At 76.0% G+C, this 20,009-nt stretch carries 23 protein-coding genes; 15 read left to right on the plus strand and 8 right to left on the minus strand.

Annotation, left to right across the window (positions count from 1 at the left end; all coding sequences use genetic code 11):
* On the minus strand, nt 1–332 hold a 332-nt coding region (locus WDV86_RS04210; RefSeq protein WP_339566348.1), incomplete at its 3' end, for a helix-turn-helix transcriptional regulator.
* 88 nt (nt 333–420) lie between these two features.
* Between WDV86_RS04210 and WDV86_RS04215 the strand changes: the two genes are divergently transcribed.
* Genes WDV86_RS04215 through WDV86_RS04225 form a run of 3 tightly spaced genes read left to right on the plus strand, consistent with a single transcriptional unit; the run spans nt 421 to nt 2,742 of the window.
* Nucleotides 421–1,380, plus strand: coding sequence for a DNA-3-methyladenine glycosylase family protein (locus WDV86_RS04215; protein WP_339566349.1), 960 nt, complete (start codon nt 421–423; stop codon nt 1,378–1,380).
* The gene (locus tag WDV86_RS04220) at nt 1,377–2,225 is read left to right on the plus strand and encodes a VOC family protein (protein ID WP_339566350.1); all 849 of its coding nucleotides are present in this window, start codon (nt 1,377–1,379) and stop codon (nt 2,223–2,225) included. The genes WDV86_RS04215 and WDV86_RS04220 overlap by 4 nt, the downstream gene beginning before the upstream one ends.
* Nucleotides 2,226–2,274: 49 nt before the next feature.
* On the plus strand, nt 2,275–2,742 hold the full coding sequence (locus tag WDV86_RS04225) for a GNAT family N-acetyltransferase (protein ID WP_339566351.1): 468 nt from the start codon (nt 2,275–2,277) through the stop codon (nt 2,740–2,742).
* A 259-nt stretch (nt 2,743–3,001) separates the two neighbouring features.
* Here WDV86_RS04225 and WDV86_RS04230 read toward each other — a convergent pair whose 3' ends face one another.
* Nucleotides 3,002–4,000 (minus strand): zinc-binding dehydrogenase, encoded by a 999-nt coding sequence (locus WDV86_RS04230; protein ID WP_339566352.1) that lies wholly within the window; start codon nt 3,998–4,000, stop codon nt 3,002–3,004.
* A 127-nt stretch (nt 4,001–4,127) separates the two neighbouring features.
* Here WDV86_RS04230 and WDV86_RS04235 point away from each other — a divergent pair, with 127 nt between their 5' ends.
* Complete coding sequence (locus WDV86_RS04235; RefSeq protein WP_339566353.1) at nt 4,128–4,640, plus strand: winged helix-turn-helix transcriptional regulator; 513 nt, start codon at nt 4,128–4,130, stop codon at nt 4,638–4,640.
* Between the two features lie 91 nt (nt 4,641–4,731).
* On the opposite strand, the gene WDV86_RS04240 is transcribed toward WDV86_RS04235, so the two are convergent.
* On the minus strand, nt 4,732–5,124 hold the full coding sequence (locus WDV86_RS04240) for an MmcQ/YjbR family DNA-binding protein (protein ID WP_339566354.1): 393 nt from the start codon (nt 5,122–5,124) through the stop codon (nt 4,732–4,734).
* Between the two features lie 135 nt (nt 5,125–5,259).
* Between WDV86_RS04240 and WDV86_RS04245 the strand changes: the two genes are divergently transcribed.
* The 10 genes from WDV86_RS04245 (at nt 5,260) to WDV86_RS04290 (ending at nt 15,921) form a co-directional block, all read left to right on the plus strand.
* A complete protein-coding gene (locus WDV86_RS04245; RefSeq protein ID WP_339566355.1) occupies nt 5,260–6,090 on the plus strand; it encodes an amidohydrolase family protein in 831 nt (276 codons plus the stop codon).
* A 110-nt stretch (nt 6,091–6,200) separates the two neighbouring features.
* Nucleotides 6,201–6,755, plus strand: a complete 555-nt coding sequence (locus WDV86_RS04250; RefSeq protein WP_339566356.1) for an MSMEG_0572/Sll0783 family nitrogen starvation response protein — start codon at nt 6,201–6,203, stop codon at nt 6,753–6,755.
* Between the two features lie 60 nt (nt 6,756–6,815).
* Complete coding sequence (locus WDV86_RS04255) at nt 6,816–7,931, plus strand: MSMEG_0568 family radical SAM protein (protein WP_339566357.1); 1,116 nt, start codon at nt 6,816–6,818, stop codon at nt 7,929–7,931.
* 125 nt (nt 7,932–8,056) lie between these two features.
* Nucleotides 8,057–9,535 (plus strand): MSMEG_0567/sll0787 family protein, encoded by a 1,479-nt coding sequence (locus tag WDV86_RS04260; protein ID WP_445262938.1) that lies wholly within the window; start codon nt 8,057–8,059, stop codon nt 9,533–9,535.
* Between the two features lie 63 nt (nt 9,536–9,598).
* Nucleotides 9,599–10,552: a carbon-nitrogen hydrolase family protein gene (locus tag WDV86_RS04265; RefSeq protein ID WP_339566359.1), complete on the plus strand. Its 954-nt coding sequence runs from the start codon at nt 9,599–9,601 to the stop codon at nt 10,550–10,552.
* Nucleotides 10,545–10,886 carry an MSMEG_0570 family nitrogen starvation response protein gene (locus WDV86_RS04270; protein ID WP_339566360.1) on the plus strand — a complete coding sequence of 114 codons (342 nt, stop codon included), beginning with the start codon at nt 10,545–10,547 and terminating at the stop codon, nt 10,884–10,886. Before WDV86_RS04265 ends, WDV86_RS04270 begins: the two co-directional genes overlap by 8 nt.
* Nucleotides 10,883–12,355 carry an NAD(P)-binding domain-containing protein gene (locus WDV86_RS04275; RefSeq protein ID WP_339566361.1) on the plus strand — a complete coding sequence of 491 codons (1,473 nt, stop codon included), beginning with the start codon at nt 10,883–10,885 and terminating at the stop codon, nt 12,353–12,355. The genes WDV86_RS04270 and WDV86_RS04275 overlap by 4 nt, the downstream gene beginning before the upstream one ends.
* Entirely contained in the window at nt 12,352–13,329 is a 978-nt protein-coding gene (locus WDV86_RS04280) for a carbon-nitrogen hydrolase family protein (RefSeq protein ID WP_339566362.1), read from the plus strand. Before WDV86_RS04275 ends, WDV86_RS04280 begins: the two co-directional genes overlap by 4 nt.
* Nucleotides 13,314–14,474, plus strand: coding sequence for an MSMEG_0565 family glycosyltransferase (locus WDV86_RS04285; RefSeq protein ID WP_445262939.1), 1,161 nt, complete (start codon nt 13,314–13,316; stop codon nt 14,472–14,474). The genes WDV86_RS04280 and WDV86_RS04285 overlap by 16 nt, the downstream gene beginning before the upstream one ends.
* Nucleotides 14,431–15,921 (plus strand): AMP-binding protein, encoded by a 1,491-nt coding sequence (locus WDV86_RS04290; protein ID WP_339566364.1) that lies wholly within the window; start codon nt 14,431–14,433, stop codon nt 15,919–15,921. The genes WDV86_RS04285 and WDV86_RS04290 overlap by 44 nt, the downstream gene beginning before the upstream one ends.
* A 200-nt stretch (nt 15,922–16,121) precedes the next feature.
* On the opposite strand, the gene WDV86_RS04295 is transcribed toward WDV86_RS04290, so the two are convergent.
* From WDV86_RS04295 to WDV86_RS04310, 4 genes are all read right to left on the minus strand, one after another.
* Entirely contained in the window at nt 16,122–17,327 is a 1,206-nt protein-coding gene (locus WDV86_RS04295) for an SIR2 family protein (RefSeq protein WP_339566365.1), read from the minus strand.
* 163 nt (nt 17,328–17,490) lie between these two features.
* Nucleotides 17,491–17,910 carry a helix-turn-helix domain-containing protein gene (locus tag WDV86_RS04300; RefSeq protein ID WP_339566366.1) on the minus strand — a complete coding sequence of 140 codons (420 nt, stop codon included), beginning with the start codon at nt 17,908–17,910 and terminating at the stop codon, nt 17,491–17,493.
* Complete coding sequence (locus WDV86_RS04305; RefSeq protein ID WP_339566367.1) at nt 17,907–18,920, minus strand: NAD-dependent epimerase/dehydratase family protein; 1,014 nt, start codon at nt 18,918–18,920, stop codon at nt 17,907–17,909. Before WDV86_RS04305 ends, WDV86_RS04300 begins: the two co-directional genes overlap by 4 nt.
* Nucleotides 18,921–18,934: 14 nt before the next feature.
* Nucleotides 18,935–19,120 carry a hypothetical protein gene (locus WDV86_RS04310; RefSeq protein ID WP_339566368.1) on the minus strand — a complete coding sequence of 62 codons (186 nt, stop codon included), beginning with the start codon at nt 19,118–19,120 and terminating at the stop codon, nt 18,935–18,937.
* Between WDV86_RS04310 and WDV86_RS04315 the strand changes: the two genes are divergently transcribed.
* Nucleotides 19,119–19,514 (plus strand): TIGR03618 family F420-dependent PPOX class oxidoreductase, encoded by a 396-nt coding sequence (locus WDV86_RS04315; RefSeq protein WP_339566369.1) that lies wholly within the window; start codon nt 19,119–19,121, stop codon nt 19,512–19,514. The genes WDV86_RS04310 and WDV86_RS04315 overlap by 2 nt on opposite strands.
* Before the next feature lie 124 nt (nt 19,515–19,638).
* Here the strand turns inward: WDV86_RS04315 and WDV86_RS04320 are convergent, their stop codons facing one another.
* Complete coding sequence (locus tag WDV86_RS04320) at nt 19,639–19,986, minus strand: histone-like nucleoid-structuring protein Lsr2 (RefSeq protein WP_339566370.1); 348 nt, start codon at nt 19,984–19,986, stop codon at nt 19,639–19,641.
* Between the last annotated feature and the right edge of the window lie 23 nt (nt 19,987–20,009).

Below are 20,009 nucleotides of genomic sequence, written 5' to 3' on the forward strand. Positions count from 1 at the left end.
ATCTGCTCGAGCTTGGCCAGCGCCGTCAGCGTCGTGTGCTCGCCGTCGACGAGCCCCTGCACCGCGACGGTCCGCAGCCCCAGCGCCACCGTGACGGCCTCGTCGTCGGTGAGCAGCAGCGGCGGCAGCGCCGAGCCGGCCTCCAGCCGGTAGCCCCCTCCCGCCCCGCGGGTCGACGTCACCTCGTAGCCCAGCTCACGCAGCCGCTCGACGTCACGGCGCAGCGTCCGGTCGGTGACGCCGAGACGCTCGGTGAGCTCCGCACCGCTCCAGCGCCGGCGCCGCTGGAGCAGGTCGAGCAACGCCAGCGCCCGCGTCGTCGTCCCCGCCACGGCAGCGATCCTCCGGGTCGAGCGGACGCCGTCTGTCCGGTGCGGACGAGAACGTGACGGCGACCCGTACCGACGTCGAGGAGGTCGCGTGGCATCCACCACGACCGCACCGCCGCTGCTGACCCCTGCCGGCCCCTTCTCCCTGGCGGCCAGCGCCCGCTTCCTCGAGGGCTTCGCGCCGGCCGCCCACCCGGGCGGCCAGGACGACGACGAGCGCCCGACCCTGCGCCTCGCCTTCCCGCTCGACGGCACCGGTGAGCTCGTCGGGGCAGCGGTCACCCAGGAGGACGACGGGCGCGTCAGCGTCGGCACCGACGCGCGCGACCCCGAGGCCGTGGCCGCGCAGGTGCGCCGCGTGCTCTCCCTCGACGTCGACGGCGAGGGCTTCGCCGGCGTGGGGGAGGCCGACCCCGTCGTCGGTCGCCTGCAGCGTGCGTACCCGGGACTGAGGCCCGTCTGCTTCGCCTCCCCCTACGAGGCGGCCTGCTGGGGCGTCATCGGCCAGCGCGTCCGGATGACGCAGGCCGCGGCGACCAAGGAGCGCATCGCCCGCGAGCACGGCGGCGTGCTCGACGTCGCCGGTGTGCCCCTCCCCGTCTTCCCAGGTCCTCGTGCGCTGCACGACGTCGCCGGCACGCTGCCGCTCCCGGCCGCGAAGCGGGAGCGCCTGGCCGCTCTCGCGGCGGCGGCCCTCGACGGGGTGCTCGACGCCGACCGGCTGCGCTCCACGGCCGCCGACGACGCGCTCGCCGATCTCCAGCGGTTGCCCGGCATCGGGCCCTTCTCCGCGGAGCTCGTCCTCGTCCGCGGGGCCGGAGCACCTGACGTCTTCCCTCGCAGCGAGGGCCGCCTCCACGACTCCATGCGGCAGCTCTGGGACGCCCCCGACGCCGACGTCCCGCGCCTGGCGCGCGTCGCGGCGCGGTGGTCGCCCTACCGGTCCTGGGTGGCGCTGCTCGTCCGGGCTCACCGCGAGGCGACGACGGGCGAGATCGCCTCAGGCCGCCGCGTGCGCGGGGCTGCTCACCTCCCGAAGGGCCTGTCATGACCGTCGCGCGCGTCCTCCGCACCTACCCCGCCGGCGTCCCCTGCTGGGTCGACCTCGAGGTCGAGGACACCGGTGCGGCGCAGGACGTGTACGGCCGGCTGCTCGGGTGGTCCTTCACCGAGGCGATGCCGCCGGGTGCTCCGGGCTCCTACCTCGTCGCCACGCTCGACGGGCAGGACGTCGCCGCGGTCGGCTCGCCCGACATGGGCCGGGCGCCCGCGTGGAGCACCTACGTCGCGGTGGACGACGCCGACGCCACGGCCCGCGCGGTCGTCGAGGCCGGCGGCGCCGTGACGGCGGGGCCCGCCGACGCCGGCCCGGGTGGGCGCGCCGTCGCCTGCTCCGACCCGCAGGGCGTGCCCTTCCGGCTCTGGCAGGCTCGCCGGCGCCTCGGGGCGCAGCTGGTCAACGTGCCGGGGGCGTGGAACTTCTCCGACCTCGTCACGGCCGACGTCGACGCGGCGCTCGCCTTCTACCGGCCCCTCTTCGGCTGGCGGGCGGCACCGTTGTGGGAGGGCGGCGACCCGATGCTGTCCGTCCCCGGCTACGGCGACCACCTCGCCGCCACGGTCTACCCCGACATCCACGAGCAGCAGTCCTTCGCGCCGGAGGACTTCGCCGACGTCGTCGGCGGCGTCGTCCCCGCTGGCACGAACGGCGACGACCACGCGCGCTGGCGCGTCACCGTCGGCGTCGCCGACCGCGACGAGGCCGTCACGACAGCCGAGCGGCTCGGCTTCCTCGTCCTGCGCACGGCCGAGCGCACCTTCGCGCGCACGGCCGACCTGCGAGACCCCTTCGGCGCCGAGCTGTCGCTCAGCCAGTTCACCCCGCCGACGGGCTGACTCTCGTGCCGCGGCGCCCGCTCGTGGGTCCGACGGGTAGGACGGGGGCATGGACCACGACCTGCACGTCATGCCCGTCGACGCCGGTGACCCCGAGGTGCTCGCGCTGCTGGAGGACCTCACCGAAGAGCTGGCGGCGATGGGCTACACGGCGGAGGAGACCTTCGGGTACACCCCTGAGCGGCTGGCCGCCTCGGCGGTCGAGCTGGTCGGCGCCCGCCGCGGCGGACGGCTCGTCGGGGTCGGCGGCGTCGAGCCCGACGGGGAGGGCGGCGCCGAGCTCAAGCGCTTCTACGTCGAGCCCTCCTCCCGGGGCGCCGGGGTCGCCGACGCCGTCCTCGACGCGCTGCTCGACGTCGCCCGGGCGAGCGGTGCCGACGTCCTCCGCCTGGAGACCGGCGACAAGCAGGCCGCCGCCATCGCCTTCTACCGCCGGCGCGGCTTCGAGGTGGTCCCGCGCTTCGGGCCGTACGTCGACAGCGCGACGTCGGTGTGCATGGCCCGTCGGCTCGGCTGACGGCGGGGACGCCGGCACCGGGCGGCTCGAGCGTCGCGTCGCTCCTCGACGCACGAGCGCCTCGTCAGACCTGCGCAGGGCCCGCCGTCGACGGCCGAGCACGACCCCGCCGTCCGGCGCCGCACCCGCCAGCGCTGTCGTCGACGTGGAGGGCGCGCTCGTCGACGTGCGGCGTGGTCAGCACCACCTCCGGGTCGTCGGCCAGCAGCGCCGCCGTGACGCCCTCCTCGGCGGCCCGGACGCCGGTGGGCGGGAGGTCTCAGGCGCGGTCGCCGCCCACCGTGAGCACGGCCGCGCCGCGCACGGCGCGGTCGCGCAGGTCGTCGAGCACCTGCTCGGTGGCAGACCAGTCCTCGCACCGGCCGACCTCGACGCCCAGCCGGCCCTGGGCGACGAGGCGGACGAGCGTGGCGAGGTCCTCGTCGTCGCGGCCGGGGGCCTGCCAGTAGCTGAAGACGACGAGGTGGGCACCCGGGCACCCGCCGAGCAGGGAGAAGAAGTCGAGCGTGGCCGGCGCACGACCAGCCTGGCCGAACCACACCGCTGTCCCGCCCGGGGCGAGGCGGGTGAGGGCGGCGGCGAGCACCGCGCCACCCACCGACTCGAGCACCACGTCGAAGGGGCCGTCCGTCTGCTCGACGTCGGTGACGACGAGCGCGCCCGCCTCGGTGAGGCGCTGGCCCCGGTCCGCGCTGGCGGAGACCGCGGTGACGTCGGCCCCGCCCCCGACGGCGAGCTGGGTCAGCAGGTGGCCGACGCCGCCCGAGGCGCCCGTCAGGAGGACGCGCCGACCGGCCAGCGGCCCGGCGGCGCGCAGGAGCCGCAGGGCGGTCAGGCCCGCGACGGGCAGCGCAGCCGCCTCGTGGGCGGGGACGTCGTCCGGCAGGACGGCCAGCGCGCCCACGTCGACGACGACGTGCTCGGCCCACCCGCCCTCGTCCGCGTGGGCGACCACCCGGGTGCCGGGCGGGAGGTCACCGGCGACGACGGTGCCGGCGACGTCCTGGCCTGGGCGCCACCCCGGGCGCGGGTGCTCGAGGAGGAAGGTCTCGCCGCGGTTGACGGAGAAGGCCTCGACGGCGACCAGCACCTGGTCCGCTCCTGGCGCGGCGAGCGGGACCTCGCTGCGGCGCAGGGCGCCTCCGGGCTGCTCGGGCGGGACGACGGCGCGCGTGGTGGTCGGCAGGGCGGTGGTGGTGGGCAGGCCGGTGGTGGTGGGCAGGCCGGTCTGAATGGGGTGCACAGGTGTGGTGTCCATGCCTCGACGGTGCGCCGCGGCGCCGACGGCCGACAGGTCGCACCTGCACGTGCGGTGGTTACCTGGAGGTACGCCCTCGGTCGCCGCCCGGCCGGGGGGCTGCAGGTGCCGGAGCCGAGGAGGTGCCATGCCCGCAGGTCCCGCCGACGGGCCCGACCACCGGGGCAGCCAGGACGGCCCCGACATGCTCTCGGCCGGCTGCCCCACCCGCCAGGTCCTCGACCGGGTGGCAGGCCGCTGGACGATGCTCGTGCTGCTGGCGCTCGAGGAGGGACCGCGCGGGTTCTCGGCTCTCCAGCGCCGCGTCGAGGGCGTCTCGCACAAGGTGTTGACCCAGACCCTGCGTGCGCTGGAGCGGGACGGGCTGGTGGACCGGGAGGTCTTCGCCACGACCCCGGTCACCGTGGAGTACCGGCTCACCGTGCTGGGGACGGAGCTCTCGGGTGTGGTGGACGGCATCCGGGAGTGGGCCTACGCGCGGATCGACGTCGTCGAGGCCGCCCGCGCCCGCTACGACGAGCGGCCACGGCGCCCGGGCCCGGTCACCCCGGTGACGCCGGTGCACGGCGACCTCCGGGCCCGTCCGCCCCGGCGGACCGGGGGCTCCGCCGGGGCGGGGGGCGGGACGTCGCCGGGGTGAGGTGACGCCCGCCCACCTGTCCTGCGGGCCTGCTGCGGGGCGAGGAGGAGACCGCGACCCGCAGGGGACGCGGCCTCCCCGCACCCCGCCGTCAGCGGTCGTCCCGCTCGGCGACCAGGGAACGGGGCGCCCGTGCCCGCCAGGCCTCCTCGACGAGCTCGGCGAGGGCGTCGTCGGCCACCCGCTCGAGCCGCACGAGCACGACGGGGTAGCCGTCGAAGTGGGGCGTCGTCAGCACCGCCTCGGGGTCGTCGGCGAGCAGTGCCGCCTTGACGCCCTCGTCGGGCAGCCGGACGCCGAGCAGCGGCTCGTCCTGCGGAGGCGCCGACGCCCCCAGGTCGTCCCGGTCCTTCGGGGTCAGCGGCCGGTCCCACACGAAGGCGCGTCCGCCGACCCGCCAGGACGGACGACCGCCGTAGGACGGGTGCACGTCGGTGCCGGGCAGCGCCGCGACCAGCCGGTGCACGTCGTCCCAGGTCGCCACGGCGGCAGTCTGGCCGGGAGGAGGTGCCGTCGGCGAGCCGGGTCACCGAAGACGCCCTGACCTGTGAGGACTTCGCAACACCGAGTTGCCACGAACGGAGCCACCCCGAAACACCCCCTGCCTTCACTCGTCGGCGTGAGGGCACCGACCGTCAGCGACGCGCACCGCCACCTCGGCGTGCTGCCCGCGCACCCCTTCTACGGCGGGCCGCCGGTGAGCCCCGACACCGCCGCCGTGCCCGACGCCGCCTCGCTGCTCGCCGCGATGGACGACGAGCGCGCCGACCGCGCCGTCGTCCTGCCCAACTACGGCGTCCCCGACGTCAGCGCCTCGTTCGCCCTCAACGACGTCGTCCTGGAGGCGGCGGCCGCCGACGACCGGCTGCGAGCCGGCCTGTGGGTCTCCCCGCGCCCGCAGGACGCCGAGCTCACCGAGGCGGCCCTCGCGCTGGCGGGCGAGAGCGGCGTCGTCGCGCTCAAGACGTCCTTCCTCCTCGGCGGTGCCGCCTCCGACCCCGGCTGCGCCGCACCGCTGGAGCGGATCTTCGCCGTCGCCCGCGAGCACGACCTCGTCGTCCACGTGCACACGAGCCCCGGCGCCGCCTCCGACGTCGACGAGGTCGGCCTGCTCGTCGACCGCTACGGCGACGACGTCGCCATCCACCTCGTGCACCTCGGCGGCGGCATGAGCGGGCACATCAAGCTCATCGGCTCCCGCTTCTTCGACTGGGTCGCGGCCGGCAAGCGCGTCTACACCGACACGAGCTGGGCCATCGGCTTCGCGCCGCGGTGGCTCGCCGCCGAGGTCGAGCGCCGCGGGGTCGGCGCCGACCGCGTGCTCTACGCCAGCGACGAGCCCTGGGGCGACGCCGCCGGAGAGCTGGCGCGGCTGCGCGCCGCCGCCGGCGACGGCGAGCTGGCCCGGATGTGGCTCTCCGACAACTTCTCCGCCCTCTACGGGGGCTGAGGGGACCGGCTCCCCGGTCCGCACCACCGCACCACTCGCCCGCACCGCCGCACGGACCCGCCGACCCGCACCAGACCGCCGACCCGCACACCCCACGACGGAGGCCCCTGATGACCACGACCACCGCTCCCGCTGGCACCACCGCCGAGATCGAGGCGCAGATCGCCGAGGCCGGGGCCAAGAGCCTCGCCGAGATCGCCCACCCCTCGCTCGAGCCCGGCAGCAGCATCTACGGCTCGACGAAGATCTTCCCGGACTACCAGGCCGAGGAGGGCCAGTCCTACTTCACGATGGTCCACGGCATCGCGCACGAGTCCTCCGTGAGCTTCGTCGCGATCCTCCAGGCGACCCGTGCCCTGCGGAAGGGCTTCGAGTCCGTCCTCTACTTCTACGGGCCCGGCGCGATGAACTGCATGGCCACGCGCGGCTTCCCGACGACGGGTGACTCCGCCTTCCCGGGCGAGCAGAACATCAACGGCTCCCTCGCGACGTTCATCGAGGAGGGCGGCACCGTCTACTGCTGCCGCTTCGGGCTCTCCCTGCACGGCCTGCGCGAGGAGGACCTCATCGCCGGGGTCATCCCGTGCCACCCCCTCGACGTGCAGGACGCCGTCATCCACTACGCCCGCAAGGGCGCCATCATCAACAGCACCTACATGGTCTGAGCGCCCACGGAGCTCCCGGAGCCCTTGCTGGACAGCACCTCCCACGACGACGGGCAGGCCATGACCCTCTCCACGCGCGTCGACGTCGCCATCCGCGGCGTCCGCACCGCCGCGCCGCTCCAGCGGCGCGGCGGTGCGGGCCCGAGCGACGACGGCCACCTGCGCCTCGACGGCCGGGGCGCCGCCCTGCCGCTGGACCCGAGCAGCCCCTACCTCGTCCGCGACGGCCGGCTGTGGCGCGAGGACGGCTGCGGCGCAGGCCCGACCACCGGTCCGGAGGGGGCCGGCCTGCCCGAGCCGGTGCTCACCGACACCGGCGTCGAGGTCGAGGAGGTGGCGCGCCCGGCCTTCTACGACCTGCGTACCGCGTCCGGCGTCCCCTACGAGCACCTTGCGCGGGTGCACGGCGACGGCGTCCTCGCGACGACGGTCGTCCAGACGTGCATCCGGTACGCGCAGGACCAGCGGTGCCGCTTCTGCTCCATCGAGGAGTCGCTGCGCGCCGGTCTCACCACGGCGGTCAAGCGGCCCGAGGAGCTGGCCGAGGTCGCCGAGGCCGCGGTGCGCCTCGACGGCGTCCGCCAGCTCGTCATGACCACGGGCACCTCCGCTGGGCGCGACCGTGGGGCGCGGCACGTCGCGCGCTGCGTGCGCGCCGTCAAGGCGGCCGTGCCCGACCTGCCCGTGCAGGTGCAGGTCGAGCCGCCGGAGGACCTCTCGGCGCTCGCCGAGCTGCGCGCGGCGGGAGCGGACTCCCTCGGCGTCCACGTCGAGTCCCTCGACGACGACGTCCGCCGGGCCTGGATGCCCGGCAAGGCGACGGTCTCCCTCGACCGGTACCGCGCGGCCTGGGCCGAAGGCGTCCGCCTCTTCGGCCGCAACCAAGTCTCCACCTACCTGCTCGTCGGTCTGGGCGAGGACCCGGACGAGCTCGTCGCCGGCGCCGCCGAGCTCGCGGCGTCAGGCGTCTACCCCTTCGTCGTCCCCTTCCGGCCGATGGCGGGCACGCTGGCCGTCGAGGTCGACGGCGCCCGGGCGCCCGACCCGGCGGTGCTCGCCGACGTCACCGCACGGGTGGCGGCCGACCTGGTCGCCCGCGGCATGCGGGGCGCCGACCAGCGCGCCGGCTGCGCCGCGTGCGGCGGCTGCAGCGCGCTCGCGGAGGCGGGCGCGTGAGCCTCGTGCTCGCCGGCGCGCCGCCGGTCTGCCGGCGCGTCGGCCCAACGGTCGGGCTTGCGACGGCACCGACCGGGCCGCTGGGCGCCGTGCTTCTCGGCGCGCCGCGCCGCCCTCGCGGGCCGGTGGACCTCGCACCGCCGACCTGGCACGTCGAGGTGGCGGACGGCGACGGGCTGGCCGCCTACCGCCGGCTGCGGCGGCACGTCTTCGTCTCCGAGCAGGAGCTCTTCCCCAGCGGGGCGGCCGAGGCCGACGACGTCGACGACGACCCCCGCGCCGTCGTCCTGGTCGCCCGCCTCGCCGGCTCCGGTGAGGTCGTCGGCGGTGTGCGGCTCGCCCCGGCGGGACAGCACCTCACCGGCGGCCTCGACGTCGGCTGGTGGACCGGCTCCCGCCTCGCCGTCGCCGCCGGTGCGCGCCGCGCCGGGGGCATCGGCCCCGCGCTCGTGCGTGCCGCCTGCGCCGTCGCCGAGCAGGCCGGCGTCCTGCGCTTCGAGGCGACCGTGCAGCGCTCCGCCGCACCGATGTTCGTCCGTCTCGGCTGGGTGCCCGTCCGCGAGGTCGAGGTGGCCGGGGCGCCGCACGTCCTCGTGCGGTGGCCGTGCACCCGCGTCCAGCGGCTCGTCGCCGCGACGAAGGCGCCGCTGGGGCCGCTGCTGCAGCCCCTCCTGGCTCAGGACACCGGCGGCGCCGCGGCTCTCGGCGGGGACGGCTACCTCGGCGACGACGCGGCCCCCGTGCCAGGCAGCGACCTCGTCGCCGCCTGCGACGCCGTCCTGCCCGCGATGGTCGAGCGCGAGCCCTGGTGGGCCGGCTGGTGCGCCGCCCTCGTCAACGTGGGCGACGTCGCCGCCATGGGCGCCGAGCCCGTCGGCCTGCTCGACGCGCTCGCCGCCCGCGACACCGCCTCGGCCGCGCAGGTCCTCGCGGGCCTGCGCGCCGGAGCCGAGGCCTTCGGCGTCCCCGTCCTCGGCGGGTACACCCAGCTCGGCGTCCCGGCGGCGCTGTCCGTCACCGCCCTCGGGCGGGTGCCCGGCGGAGCCGCCCCCGTGCCGGCGGGCGGCGGCCGTGCCGGCATGGCCGTCTCCCTCGCCGTCGACACGACCGGCGGCTGGCGGGCGGGGCACCCGGGCCGCCAGTGGGACTCCAGCACCGGCCGCGACCCGGCGGCGCTGCGCGCCCTCACCAGGACCGTCGCGGTCGCACGACCCGCTGCGGCCAAGGACGTCTCGATGGCCGGGCTGGTCGGCACCCTCGCGATGCTCGCCGAGGCGAGCGGGTGCGGCGCCGTCCTCGACGTCTCGAAGGTCCCCCGCCCGGCGGGGGCCGGCGTCGGGGACTGGCTCACCTGCTTCCCCGGCTCGGGCTGGGTCACCGCCGACGCCCCCGGCGCCCCGCTCGCCGACCCCGGCGTGCCCGGCTTCGCCGTCGCCGCGTGCGGCGAGCTGACCCCCGGCGCCGGCGCGGCCCTGCGCTGGCCCGACGGCGAGGTGACGCCCGCCGTCGGCCCCGCGACCGGGCTCGGCCCCGCGACCGGCGGTGGCACCGACCAGCCGGGGACCGACCAGCCGACCCGATCGACCCGGCCCGACCAGCCCTGACCTGCATCGACCTGACCTGATCGACCTGACCTGATCGACCTGACCAACCACCAGGAGGACGCCGTGACCCTCACCGTCGCCGCCGTCTCGGCTGGCGCGACCCGCGACCTCGACTCCTGCCTCGCGCAGGTCGAGCGGCACATCGCCGAGGCCCGCGAGCGCGGAGCCGGCCTGCTCGTGCTGCCCGAGGCGATGCTCGGGGGCTACCTGCTCTCCCTCGAGGGCCCGGGCGACGTCCCCGGACCCGCCGGCGGGCCGGCGTCCCTGCCCCCGGCGCTGCGCCTCGACGGCCCGGAGCTGGCCCGGCTGCAGGAGGCCGCGGGCGACCTCGTCGTCTGCGTCGGCCTGTGCGAGAGCGGGGACCCCGACCGGGGTGAGGACGGCGAGCGCTTCAACACGGCCGTGTGCCTGCACGGCGACGGCGTCCTGGCCTCCTACCGCAAGGTCCACCAGCCGCTGCGCGAGGACGCCTCCTACGGCGCCGGGGCACAGCTCGGCGCCTTCGAGACGCCGGTCGGGCGGATCGCGATGCAGATCTGCTACGACAAGGCCTTTCCCGAGGCGGCGCGGGCGCAGGCCCTCGACGGCGCCCAGCTCGTCGCCAGCCTCTCGGCGTGGCCGGGGGCCCGCACCGCCCCGGCCGCCGACCTCGCCGACGACCGCTGGACCCACCGCTTCGACCTCCTCGACCGGGCCCGGGCGCTGGACAACCAGCTCTACTGGGTGGCCGCCAACCAGGCGGGCACCTTCGGCTCGCTGCGCTTCGTCGGCAGCGCCAAGGTCGTCGACCCCGGGGGCGCCGTCCTGGCCCACACCGGCACCGGACCCGGCATGGCGCTCGCCGAGGTCGACCTCGGTGCGGGCCTCGACGCCGCTCGCGGCGCGATGTACCACCTGCGCGACCGGCGCCCCGACGTCTACGGCCCCGCCGTCTCCGCCGTCCCCGCTCCGGTGCCCCCGCCGCGCACGGACGCGCCCGCCCGGCCCGCGGAGCAGCCGGAGATGGCCCGTGCCTGAGGCCAGGGTGCGCCTGCGCTGGCCCGACGGCGGCGAGGAGACGTGCTGGTCGCCGAGCCTCGTCGTCCACGACCACCTGACGGCGGGCGAGAGCTACCCCGTGGCCGACGTCGTCGCCCGCGTCCGCGCCGCGATGGACGAGGCCGACGCCCGGGTCCGGGCGCGGTACGGCATGGCGTGCACGGGCGCCGCGGCCACCGCGCAGGGCGTCGCCGAGCGCGCGGCCGGCCTCCGCGGCGAGGCGGCCACCGGTCTGGTGGAGGTGCTCTCGGTCGAGCCGCCGCTGCCGGGGCAGCCCGCGACCGCTCCCGGTGCCGCGGGCGGTGCGGCGTGAGCGACCAGCCGCTGGAGGGCGCGCGGCACGACGTCGTCGTCGTGGGCGGCGGGCAGGCGGGCCTGGCCCTGTCCTGGCACCTCGTCGACGCTGGCGTCGACCACGTGGTCCTCGAGCGTGAGACCGCCGTGCACGACTGGGTCGACCGCCGCTGGGACGCCTTCACCCTCGTGACGCCAAACTGGCAGTGCCGGCTGCCCGGCTACGGCTACGACGGCCCGGACCCGGACGGCTTCATGACCCGGGACGAGGTGCACGCCTGGCTGCGGGCCTACCCGGCGACGTTCGGCGCCCCGCTGCACGAGGGCGTCGAGGTGCTGCGGCTGCGCGAGCACCCCGGTGGCGGCTTCGAGGTGACGACGAGCGCGGGCACGCTGCGCGCCGGGCAGGTCGTCGTCGCGACCGGCGGCTACCACCGGCCCGTGCTGCCGCCCGTCGCGCAGCGGCTGCCCGACGACGTCGTCCAGCTGCACTCGGCCGACTACCGGTCCCCGGAGGCGCTGCCCGCCGGCGCGGTCCTCGTCGTCGGGTCGGGCCAGTCCGGGGCGCAGGTGGCCGAGGACCTCCTGCTGGCCGGCCGGCAGGTGCACCTCTCGCTCGGCAGCGCCCCCCGGGTGGCCCGCCGGTACCGGGGCCGGGACTGCGTCGCCTGGCTCGCGGACATGGGCGTGTACGACGCGGGCGTGGGCACGACCGCTGGCGGCCTCGCCAAGCGGGAGTCGACCAACCACTACGTGACCGGCCGGGACGGCGGTCGCGACATCGACCTGCGCGCGCACGCCCGTGACCGCGGGCTGCGCCTGCACGGTCGCCTGACCGCGGTCGAGCGTGCCGTCGACACGGGCGACGTCGCGCCCGGGACGGGGCAGGACGTGCGGGCGAGCGGTACCGGGACCGTGCTGCGCTTCGCGCCGAGCGCCGAGGCGTCCCTCGACGCGGCCGACGCCGTCGCCGAGTCCATCAAGGACGACATCGACGCCTGGGTGGAGCGCCAGGGGCTCGACGCGCCGACCGAGGCGCGTTACGAGCCGGTGTGGCGCCCGGAGGTCGAGGACGTCGAGCTCGACCTGCGTGCCGAGGGTGTCTCGGCCGTGGTGTGGGCCACCGGTTTCCGCTCGGACTACCGGTGGGTGGGGGTCGGCGTCTTCGACGGCGCGGGTGCGCCGACGCACGTGCGCGGGGTGACGACGACGCCGGGCCTGTACTTCCTCGGCCTGCCCTGGCTGCACACCTGGGGCTCCGGGCGCTTCGCCGGCATCGCGCGCGACGCCGAGCACCTCGCCGACGCCGTCGTGCGACACCTGCGGACGACCGAGGGGCCAGCGGACGGCGCTGCGGCGCAGCGGACGTCGACGCCTGTCCCGGCGGACCACCAGTCCGACCACCAGGCCGAGCCCCCCGACCTGCCCGCCCAGCCCGGCCCGGCCGACGTGCCCGTCCTCGCGGGTGAGCGCCGGGCCACGAGGTGAGCCCTGCGCCCGCGGCGGCCCGCCGACCGGGGGAGGTGCTGCTGGCCGGCGTCGCCGGTCACTTCGGGCGCGACGTCGAGCGGTCGCTGACCAAGGCGGAGGCCGTCTGCGCCTCGGCAGCCGAGGCCGGCGTGAGCCTGCTGGCCCTGCCCGACGCGACGGTCGGCGGGTACGTCGACGACCTCGTCGACCCGCTGCGCTCCGGGGACCTGCCACCCGCGGTCGACGTGGACGGTCCCGAGGTGGCGCGGCTCGCGGCGGCCGCCGGTGACGTCGTCCTGTGCTTCGGCATCGCCGAGCGGGCGGTCGAAGGGGGCGAGGAGGTGCGCTACAACACCGCGGTGTGCGTGCACCGGGGCGAGGTGCTCGGCACGCACCGCAAGGTGCACCTGCCGCTCGGGGAGTTCCAGGCCTACCGGGCGGGGGACCGCTTCGCGGCGGTCGACACCCCGGTCGGGCGGGTGGGGCTGCTCGTCGACTTCGACAAGTCCTTCCCCGAGTCGGGTCGGGCGCTCGCGCTCGACGGGGCCGAGGTGCTCGTGTGCCTGTCCGCCTGGCCCGCCAGCGCGACCGACCGCGCCGAGCGCCTCCGGCTCGACCGCCAGGCGCGCCTCTTCGACATCTACGACGCCGCGCGCGCCGCGGAGAACCAGGTGTGGCTCGTCTCGGCCAACCAGACCGGCCGCCAGGGCCGCCTGCACTTCCTGGGGCAGGCCAAGGTCGTCGACCCCTCCGGCGACGTCGTCGCGCGCACCTGGAGCCAGGGTGGGATGGCCTCGGCGGTGGCCGACGTCAGCGGCGGGGTGGCGCAGGCCCGCCGTCGGGTCCACCACCTGCGCGACCGGGTGCTCGGTGCGTACGGCGACCGGGTGGGCCAGCCCTACGACGACGGGTCCACGCCGGCCGTCGCCGCCCGCCCCCGCGCGGTGGCAGGCCCGAGCAGCCCTGGGAGGTGGCCATCCGCGTCGCGCTGAGCACCTACTCGACCCGCCCCCGCGGCGGTGTGGTGCACACGCTCGCGCTCGCCGAGGCCCTGGCGCGGCGAGGGCACGACGTCACGGTGTGGACCCTGGCCCGCGGCGGGGACGCCGGCTTCTTCCGACCCGTCGACCCGGCCGTGCGGGTCGTCGCCGTGCCGTTTCCCACCCTCGACGGCGAGGACGTCGGCGCCCGCGTGGTCCGGTCGATCGACGTGCTGCGTCGCTCCTTCGCCGAGCGCGCGCGCGGCGACGACGTCGTCCACGCCCAGGACTGCATCTCCGCCAACGCGCTGACGCGGGCGGGGGCGTCGGTGGTCCGCACCATCCACCACCTCGACGCCTTCACGACGCCGGAGCTCGTCGCCTGCCACGACGCCGCCGTCGTCGAGCCGGTGGCGCGGGTGTGCGTCTCGGCGGCCGTCGCGGCCGAGGTCGAGGCCGGCTACGGGTTGCGGCCGACCGTCATCCCCGGCGGGGTGGACGCCGCCCGCTTCGCCGCCGCGGCCGGGCAGGACCCCGGGGCCGCGGCGGCCCGTGACGCGTGGACGCAGCGGCTGGGGCGCTACGTGCTCGCCCTCGGCGGCGTCGAGCCGCGCAAGGGGACGCTCGACCTCGTCGAGGCCTGCGCGCTGCTGCGCGACGGTGGTGGCCCACCCCCCACCCTGGTCGTCGCGGGCGGGGAGACCCTCTTCGACTACCGCCCCTACCGGGCCGCGGTGGCGGCGCGCGCGGCCGAGCTCGGCGTCGTCCCCGTCGACGTCGGCACCGTGCCCGACGAGAGACTGCCCGCGCTCGTCGCCGCCGCCGGCGCGCTGGCCTTCCCCTCGACCAAGGAGGGCTTCGGCATGGCGCCGCTGGAGGCGCTCGCCGCGGGCGTGCCGGTCGTGGCCCGGGGGCTTCCCGTGCTGCGGGAGGTGCTGGGGGACGCCGTGCTGTACGGCGACGACCCGCCCGCGCTGGCCGCCGCGCTGCGGACGGCCCTCGACGGCGGGGCGCCCGACCCGGCGCGCGGCCGGGCGCTCGCCGACCGCCACGGCTGGGAGGGCGTCGCCGCCGCGCACGAGCGGCTCTACGAGGCCGTCCGAGGAGGTGCTCGTGGCGCGGTTGTCGTTCTCCCGGGCGGTGTCCCGGCTCGCTGAGCGAGAGCCCGGGCGGGTCGTGGTCACGGCCGAGGACGGCGTGCTGACCGCCGCCGCGCTCGACGCGCGCGCGACCGCGCTGGCCCGCGCCTACGTCGGGCTCGGCGTGCGCCCCGACGACCTCGTGACGGTCGCCCTGCCGAGCAGCGCCGAGGCGCTCGCCGTCTGCTGCGCGGTGTGGCGGGCCGGTGCGACGCCGCAGCCGCTGGACCCGACGACGTCGCCGCAGCAGCTGGCCGACGTCGTCGCGCTCGCGCGGCCGACGCTCGTCGTCGGACGTGACCCCGGGCACGGGGCGGGGCGGGCGGTCGGAGGAGCCGGGTCGGGCGGGTCCTCGCTGCCGCCCTGGGTGCCGCCCGGCTGGTCGCCGACCGACGCCGACGTGCGCGAGGTGCCGACCACGCTGCCCGACCGGTGGGCCACCTCGTGGAAGGCGCCGACGTCCTCGGGCAGCACGGGCCGCCCGTCCGTCGTCGTCTCGACCGCGCCGGCGCTCGTCGAGCCGGAGGTGCCCTCGGCACCCTTTCTCCCGCTGCGGGCGACCCAGCTCGTCGTGGCGCCGATCACCGGGTCGGCGGCCTTCACCTACGCCGTCCGCGGCCTGCTCACGGGACACCACCTCGTCCTCCTCCCGACGGGGCCCTCGGTGGGCGGTGGCCGCCCCGACCCACGCGTGGTGCTCGACGCGCTGGTGCGCCACCACGTCTCGTGGACCTGGGTCTCCCCGGCGGTGCTCGGCGACCTCGTGCGGCTGCCCGCGGCCGAGCGCGCCGCCGCGGACCTGTCCGCGCTGGAGCGCCTGGTCCACCTCGGCGCGCGCTGCGACCCCGAGGTCAAGCGCGCCGCCATCGCCTGGCTCGGGCCAGAGCGTGTCGTCGAGGTCTACGCCGGCAGCGAGTCCACCGGGCTCTTCGTCGCCGACGGGCAGGAGTGGCTGGCCCGGCCTGGGTCGGTGGGCCGTGGGGTGGGCGGCACCGAGGTGCGCGTGACGCGCGCCGACGGGTCGCCCGCCGCGGCGGGCGAGGTCGGCGAGGTGTGGATGCGGCGCCCCGGCGGCCCGGCCTACCGCTACCTGGGCCGGGAGTCGCGGCGCGACGGCGACGGCTGGGACACCCTCGGCGACCTCGGCCACCTCGACGCCGACGGCCACCTCTTCCTCCTCGACCGGGCCGGCGACGTCCACGTCCGCGACGGCGTCCCCGTCGCGCCCGCGGACGTCGAGCACGTCCTCGAGCGGCACCCGGGCGTCCGGGGTGCCGCGGTGCGGTGGGAGGAGGGCGAGGGCCCACCTCGCCTGGTCGCCGTCGTCGAGCTGACGGACGGCGCGCCGTCCGACGTCTCCACCTGGTGCACGCAGCACCTGCCGGCGCCGGCGCGCCCCGACGTCGTCGAGGTGGCGACGGCGCCCGTCCGCAGCACCACCGGCAAGGTCCGGCGTCACTCGTGATCCCTTGCCGGCGAGGCAGGGAGGCAAGGTGCTTGCGCGCGAGCAAGTCAATGCCTCCCCCGCTTGGCGACAGTGCATCGGGCACCTGCAAGGAGGTACGCCTCCAAGGGTGCGCAAGTCAACGCACTCCGGCGTCAGCGTTCTTGTCGATCGGAAGCTCCCTCGCGCCCGTCTGACTGCTGTGCGCAGATTTCATGCCCTCAATAAAGGCCGGGGACTCCGTCGAGCCACGTCCGCCATGCACTCGTGCTCTCGAGGTCGGCCAGGCCACCGTCGACGAATTGGAAGGTGGCGGGGTCGTCCTCTCGGAGGTTAAGCGTCTCGCTCACCCAGCTTTGGGGAGAGTCGGCGCCCTTGGATACGATGAGAACTTGCGGACGTCTTCCGCGAAGCGAGAAGACGGTTCGCAGTCTCTCGTTGACAATCTCGTCACGGAATGAGTAGCCGGCGATCAGCCACCTCTCTGCATGAAGAAGACTGGCCGTGAACTGGTCGTACGCGATGTCGAAAGGATGTTGTTCCACTAACCTGCTCTTGTACTTCTGGTTGGCGAGTATGACGGCCGGTGTCCAGTCACACTCCCCGTCCCGCCAGGCCGACCAGTATGACTTCATCTGCTGGTCTCCTCTTAAGTCTTTCATCTCGAACCTGGCCGTGGTCCCATCCGGAGAGCGAAGCCACGAGAGGGAACCGTGAAGCTGTAGCAAAGTGGTGGGTGCAGCGTGTCGTCCCGCGGTTGGGCGACCGATGTCGAGCACGCGACCGTGTAAGTCGGCACCTCTTCCCCGCACAGCCATAGAGACGCTTCGCTCGCCAGTCAAGTCGAAGGCGCCTCTCGCGGTGCAGTCTGCTGCAGGGGGAGTGATCCTGCTCGGCACGAGTGAGTCGTAATTAAGACTGGCGATGGTCAAGTGGCCCGGAAGGCCGTGGCTTCCTGCTCTAAAGAGGGCCTCGAGGAGGGCGTCCAAGGGGCTCGGCTTCAACATCGGGACGCGTGACGCGCAGTCGATAGCCTCAAGGATGTGACTGACGCCAAGACGTCGGACGCGAGCCGCGAATTGGCTTACCTTTTCGATAGCTGTGAGGGTGTCTTCTGCGTCACTGGCGTACACGGAGAGATCGCGCAGACCTGTGAGTGTCTGCGCCAAGTGATCAAATGGGCCGAGCAGTGCCTCGAAGTCATCCTGCGAGTTCTCGGCGGCTTCCTCGCCCAGGTTCGCGGCAACTAGATTGAGCAGGGCGCGGGCGCTGTCGGCGCCAAGTCCTGCCGCCTCGTTGAGTCTTTCGACGAGGCGTCTGGTGAGGACGTGCATCGCCAAGGTGTCATTGTGAGCGATGGAAACGCCGTTACCCAAGAGTGCGAGAACGTCCCCGTTCTCGTCGGTCGCCCCTTGGGCCCGTGACATCTCGCATCCTCCGTCATGGGTGGTCCAGTTGTCGTGCGCGGCCAACGCGCCGAGCGGATAGCCAGGAGCATGGTGCGTAGAGGTGACGCGAGTATCTCCAGGCGCATCGCCCTGAGGCGACGCTCGCGAAAAGGAGACGCGCGTCGCGGGCGAATTAGCCGTCTCAGGCTGCCAGGACAGGTGATCTTCCCGCGAGGTGTCCGGCCTCGATATTAGCCGAATCGACGCCGGCGGTCCGCGCGCCGGCGCGGGCGGCGTCCTCCTCCCGCCCGACCGGCACGGTGAGGTCAACGACCACGTCGCGCAGCAGCACGGCCAGCGGCAGCCCGAGGGCACGGCAGATCGCGGCGAGCACCTCGGAGGAGACCTCGCAGAGCCCGCGCTCGACCTGGGAGAGGTGGCCGATCGAGACGTCGGACGCCGCGGCGACGTCCCGCAGCGTCATCCGCCGACGCCCTCGGGCCTCGCGCAGCCGCCGCCCGAGCAGCTCTCGCAGCAAGGGGGTCGGCCGGTGCGGCTGGCGCCCCGCCGGTACCGAGGCGGGGCCGGACGACGGCACCGCCTCCAGCCGGCGCCCGGTCATCGCACGCCGCCGACGCGGTCGGCGAGCAGGCGGCCTTCCAGGTCCTCGGGCAGCCCGGGCGTGGCCTGGTCCGCGGGCGACGGGCGGTCCGGGCCGCTGAGCCAGGCCCAGGTGTCCGTCACGGTCTCCCGCACCGACCGCCGCACGAGGCCGGTCTCCTGCGCGCGGTCCGTCGCGACGTCCCACAGCGTGCGCGCGGTCTCCGCGGGCACCCACAGCGGCAGCTGCGTCCACGCCTCGACGCCGGCTGCCAGCAGCTCCTCGTCGGGCACCGGGACGAAGGCCACGTCGTCGCCGACGCGCCGCCCGACGACCTCGGCGCACAGCAGCAGCAGCGAGCCGAGCGTCGTGCTCCCGACGGGGGCGGTCGCGTTGACGGGGCCCGACCAGCCCTCCTCGACACCACGGACGAGCCAGTCGGCGAGGTCGCGCGCGTCGACGAGCGCCACCGGCTGGTCCAGGCCCGTGGGGACCACCACGGGCCCACCACGCGCGAGGCGTCGCAGCCACCAGCCGAGGCGACCGAGCGGGTCGTACGGCCCGGTGATGAGCCCTGCCCGCGCCAGGAGCACCGGGCCGTCGACCGCGGCGGTGAGCGTCCGCTCGGCCGCGGCCTTCGTCGGGCCGTAGGCGTCGTCGTCGGTCGTCCACCCGGGTGCGTCGTCCCTGGTCACCGGCCCGGGAGGCCATGCGGCGCACGCGTTGAGGCTGCTCGTGAACGCGTACGCGCGGACACCGCCGCCGCCCCCGAGGGTCCACGCCGCCTGCTCGGCGGCCGCCCGGGACTGGCAGGAGGTGTCGACGACGACCTCGGGCCGCCAGCCGGCGCCGTCGAGAGCGGCGGCGAGGGAGGGCGGGTCGTCGCGGTCACCGCGCAGGTCGAGCGTCGGCGGCGGCGACGTGCCGCTGCGGCCGCGGGTGAAGGTGGCGACCTCGTGCCCGCGGGCGAGGGCGGCGTCGACGACGTGCCGCCCGAGGAAGGCGGTGCCGCCGAGGACAAGCAGACGCATGGGCGCAGCAGACCTCAGCAGCCCGCCGCCGTCCAGGCCTGTTCACCCCCGGCGCAGCGTGGCGGCGTCCGGGGGACGGCACGTCGGACCCTCCCACGCCCGACGGTGGCGAGGCAGGGTGTCGTCATGAGCCCCTCCACGCCCAGCAGCTCCATGCCCAGCAGCTCCAGGCCCAGCAGCTCCAGGCCCAGCACCTCCATGCCCGAGGACGTCGCCGAGCTCTTCCGCCGGCCCAACCCGGCCGTCATGGCGACGGTCGCGGCCGACGGCCGGCCGGTGAGCGTCGCGACGTGGTACCTCGTCGAGGACGACGGCCGCGTGCTCCTTGGCCTCGACGCCGGCCGCGCACGCCTGGAGCACCTGCGCCGCGACGGCCGGGTCGCGCTCACCGCGCTCGCGGAGGGGGACTGGTACACCCACGTCAGCGTCCAGGGCCGGGTCGTCGACGTCGTCGACGACGAGGGACTCGCCGGCATCGACCGGCTCTCCCGGCACTACACCGGTCGTGACTACCCCCAGCGAGACCGACCCCGCGTGCTCGTCCACGTCGAGGTCGACCGCTGGCACGGGTGGGGCGCTGCGTCGCCGGGCTGAGCTCCCGGTGGACGACGCCGGCGGGGGGCCCTGCGCGCCCCCGCGAACGCCCCGGAGGTGACCGCCCGCCTCCGCTGCCGAGGAGGCTGTCGCCGAGGACTCCGTCGCCGAGGGCTGGCCGAGGTCAGTGCGCGGCGTCGTAGGCGTCGAGCACCTTCTGGGCGACGCGGCCGCGGTCGGAGACGCTGTGCCCGTTGTCCCGCGCCCAGGCGCGGACGGCGTCGAGGTCGGAGCGCTTGGGCCCCGAGCGGCCCGAGGAGCGTGCGGGGACGGCGCCGCTGGCGGCGGCCCCGCCCGTGCCGGTCCGGCGGGCGGCGGCGACCCACTCGGCGAAGGACTCCTCGATCGCGGCGGCGTGCTCGTCGTTGAGGTCGATCTCGTAGGCGACGCCCTCGAAGGCGAAGGAGACGGTCCGGCTCGCGGGGGAGCCGTCCATGTCGTCGGTCAGCACGATCTCGGTCTTCTGCACCATGGCGGCAGTCTGGCACCGCCGGC

Origin of the sequence: Pseudokineococcus sp. 1T1Z-3, assembly GCF_037482365.1 — a bacterium.
In the GTDB taxonomy this organism is placed as follows: domain Bacteria; phylum Actinomycetota; class Actinomycetes; order Actinomycetales; family Quadrisphaeraceae; genus Pseudokineococcus.

Excerpts from the sequence above, each read along its gene's own strand:
- WDV86_RS04220 (WP_339566350.1), top strand. The coding sequence starts at position 1,377 with ATGACCGTCGCGCGCGTCCTCCGCACCTACCCCGCCGGCGTCCCCTGC.
- WDV86_RS04225 (WP_339566351.1), top strand. The coding sequence starts at position 2,275 with ATGGACCACGACCTGCACGTCATGCCCGTCGACGCCGGTGACCCCGAG.
- WDV86_RS04230 (WP_339566352.1), bottom strand. The coding sequence starts at position 4,000 with ATGGACACCACACCTGTGCACCCCATTCAGACCGGCCTGCCCACCACC.
- WDV86_RS04235 (WP_339566353.1), top strand. The coding sequence starts at position 4,128 with ATGCCCGCAGGTCCCGCCGACGGGCCCGACCACCGGGGCAGCCAGGAC.
- WDV86_RS04250 (WP_339566356.1), top strand. The coding sequence starts at position 6,201 with ATGACCACGACCACCGCTCCCGCTGGCACCACCGCCGAGATCGAGGCG.
- WDV86_RS04255 (WP_339566357.1), top strand. The coding sequence starts at position 6,816 with ATGACCCTCTCCACGCGCGTCGACGTCGCCATCCGCGGCGTCCGCACC.
- WDV86_RS04295 (WP_339566365.1), bottom strand. The coding sequence starts at position 17,327 with ATGTCACGGGCCCAAGGGGCGACCGACGAGAACGGGGACGTTCTCGCA.
- WDV86_RS04300 (WP_339566366.1), bottom strand. The coding sequence starts at position 17,910 with ATGACCGGGCGCCGGCTGGAGGCGGTGCCGTCGTCCGGCCCCGCCTCG.
- WDV86_RS04305 (WP_339566367.1), bottom strand. The coding sequence starts at position 18,920 with ATGCGTCTGCTTGTCCTCGGCGGCACCGCCTTCCTCGGGCGGCACGTC.
- WDV86_RS04315 (WP_339566369.1), top strand. The coding sequence starts at position 19,119 with ATGCCCGAGGACGTCGCCGAGCTCTTCCGCCGGCCCAACCCGGCCGTC.
- WDV86_RS04310 (WP_339566368.1), bottom strand. The coding sequence starts at position 19,120 with ATGGAGGTGCTGGGCCTGGAGCTGCTGGGCCTGGAGCTGCTGGGCATG.
- WDV86_RS04320 (WP_339566370.1), bottom strand. The coding sequence starts at position 19,986 with ATGGTGCAGAAGACCGAGATCGTGCTGACCGACGACATGGACGGCTCC.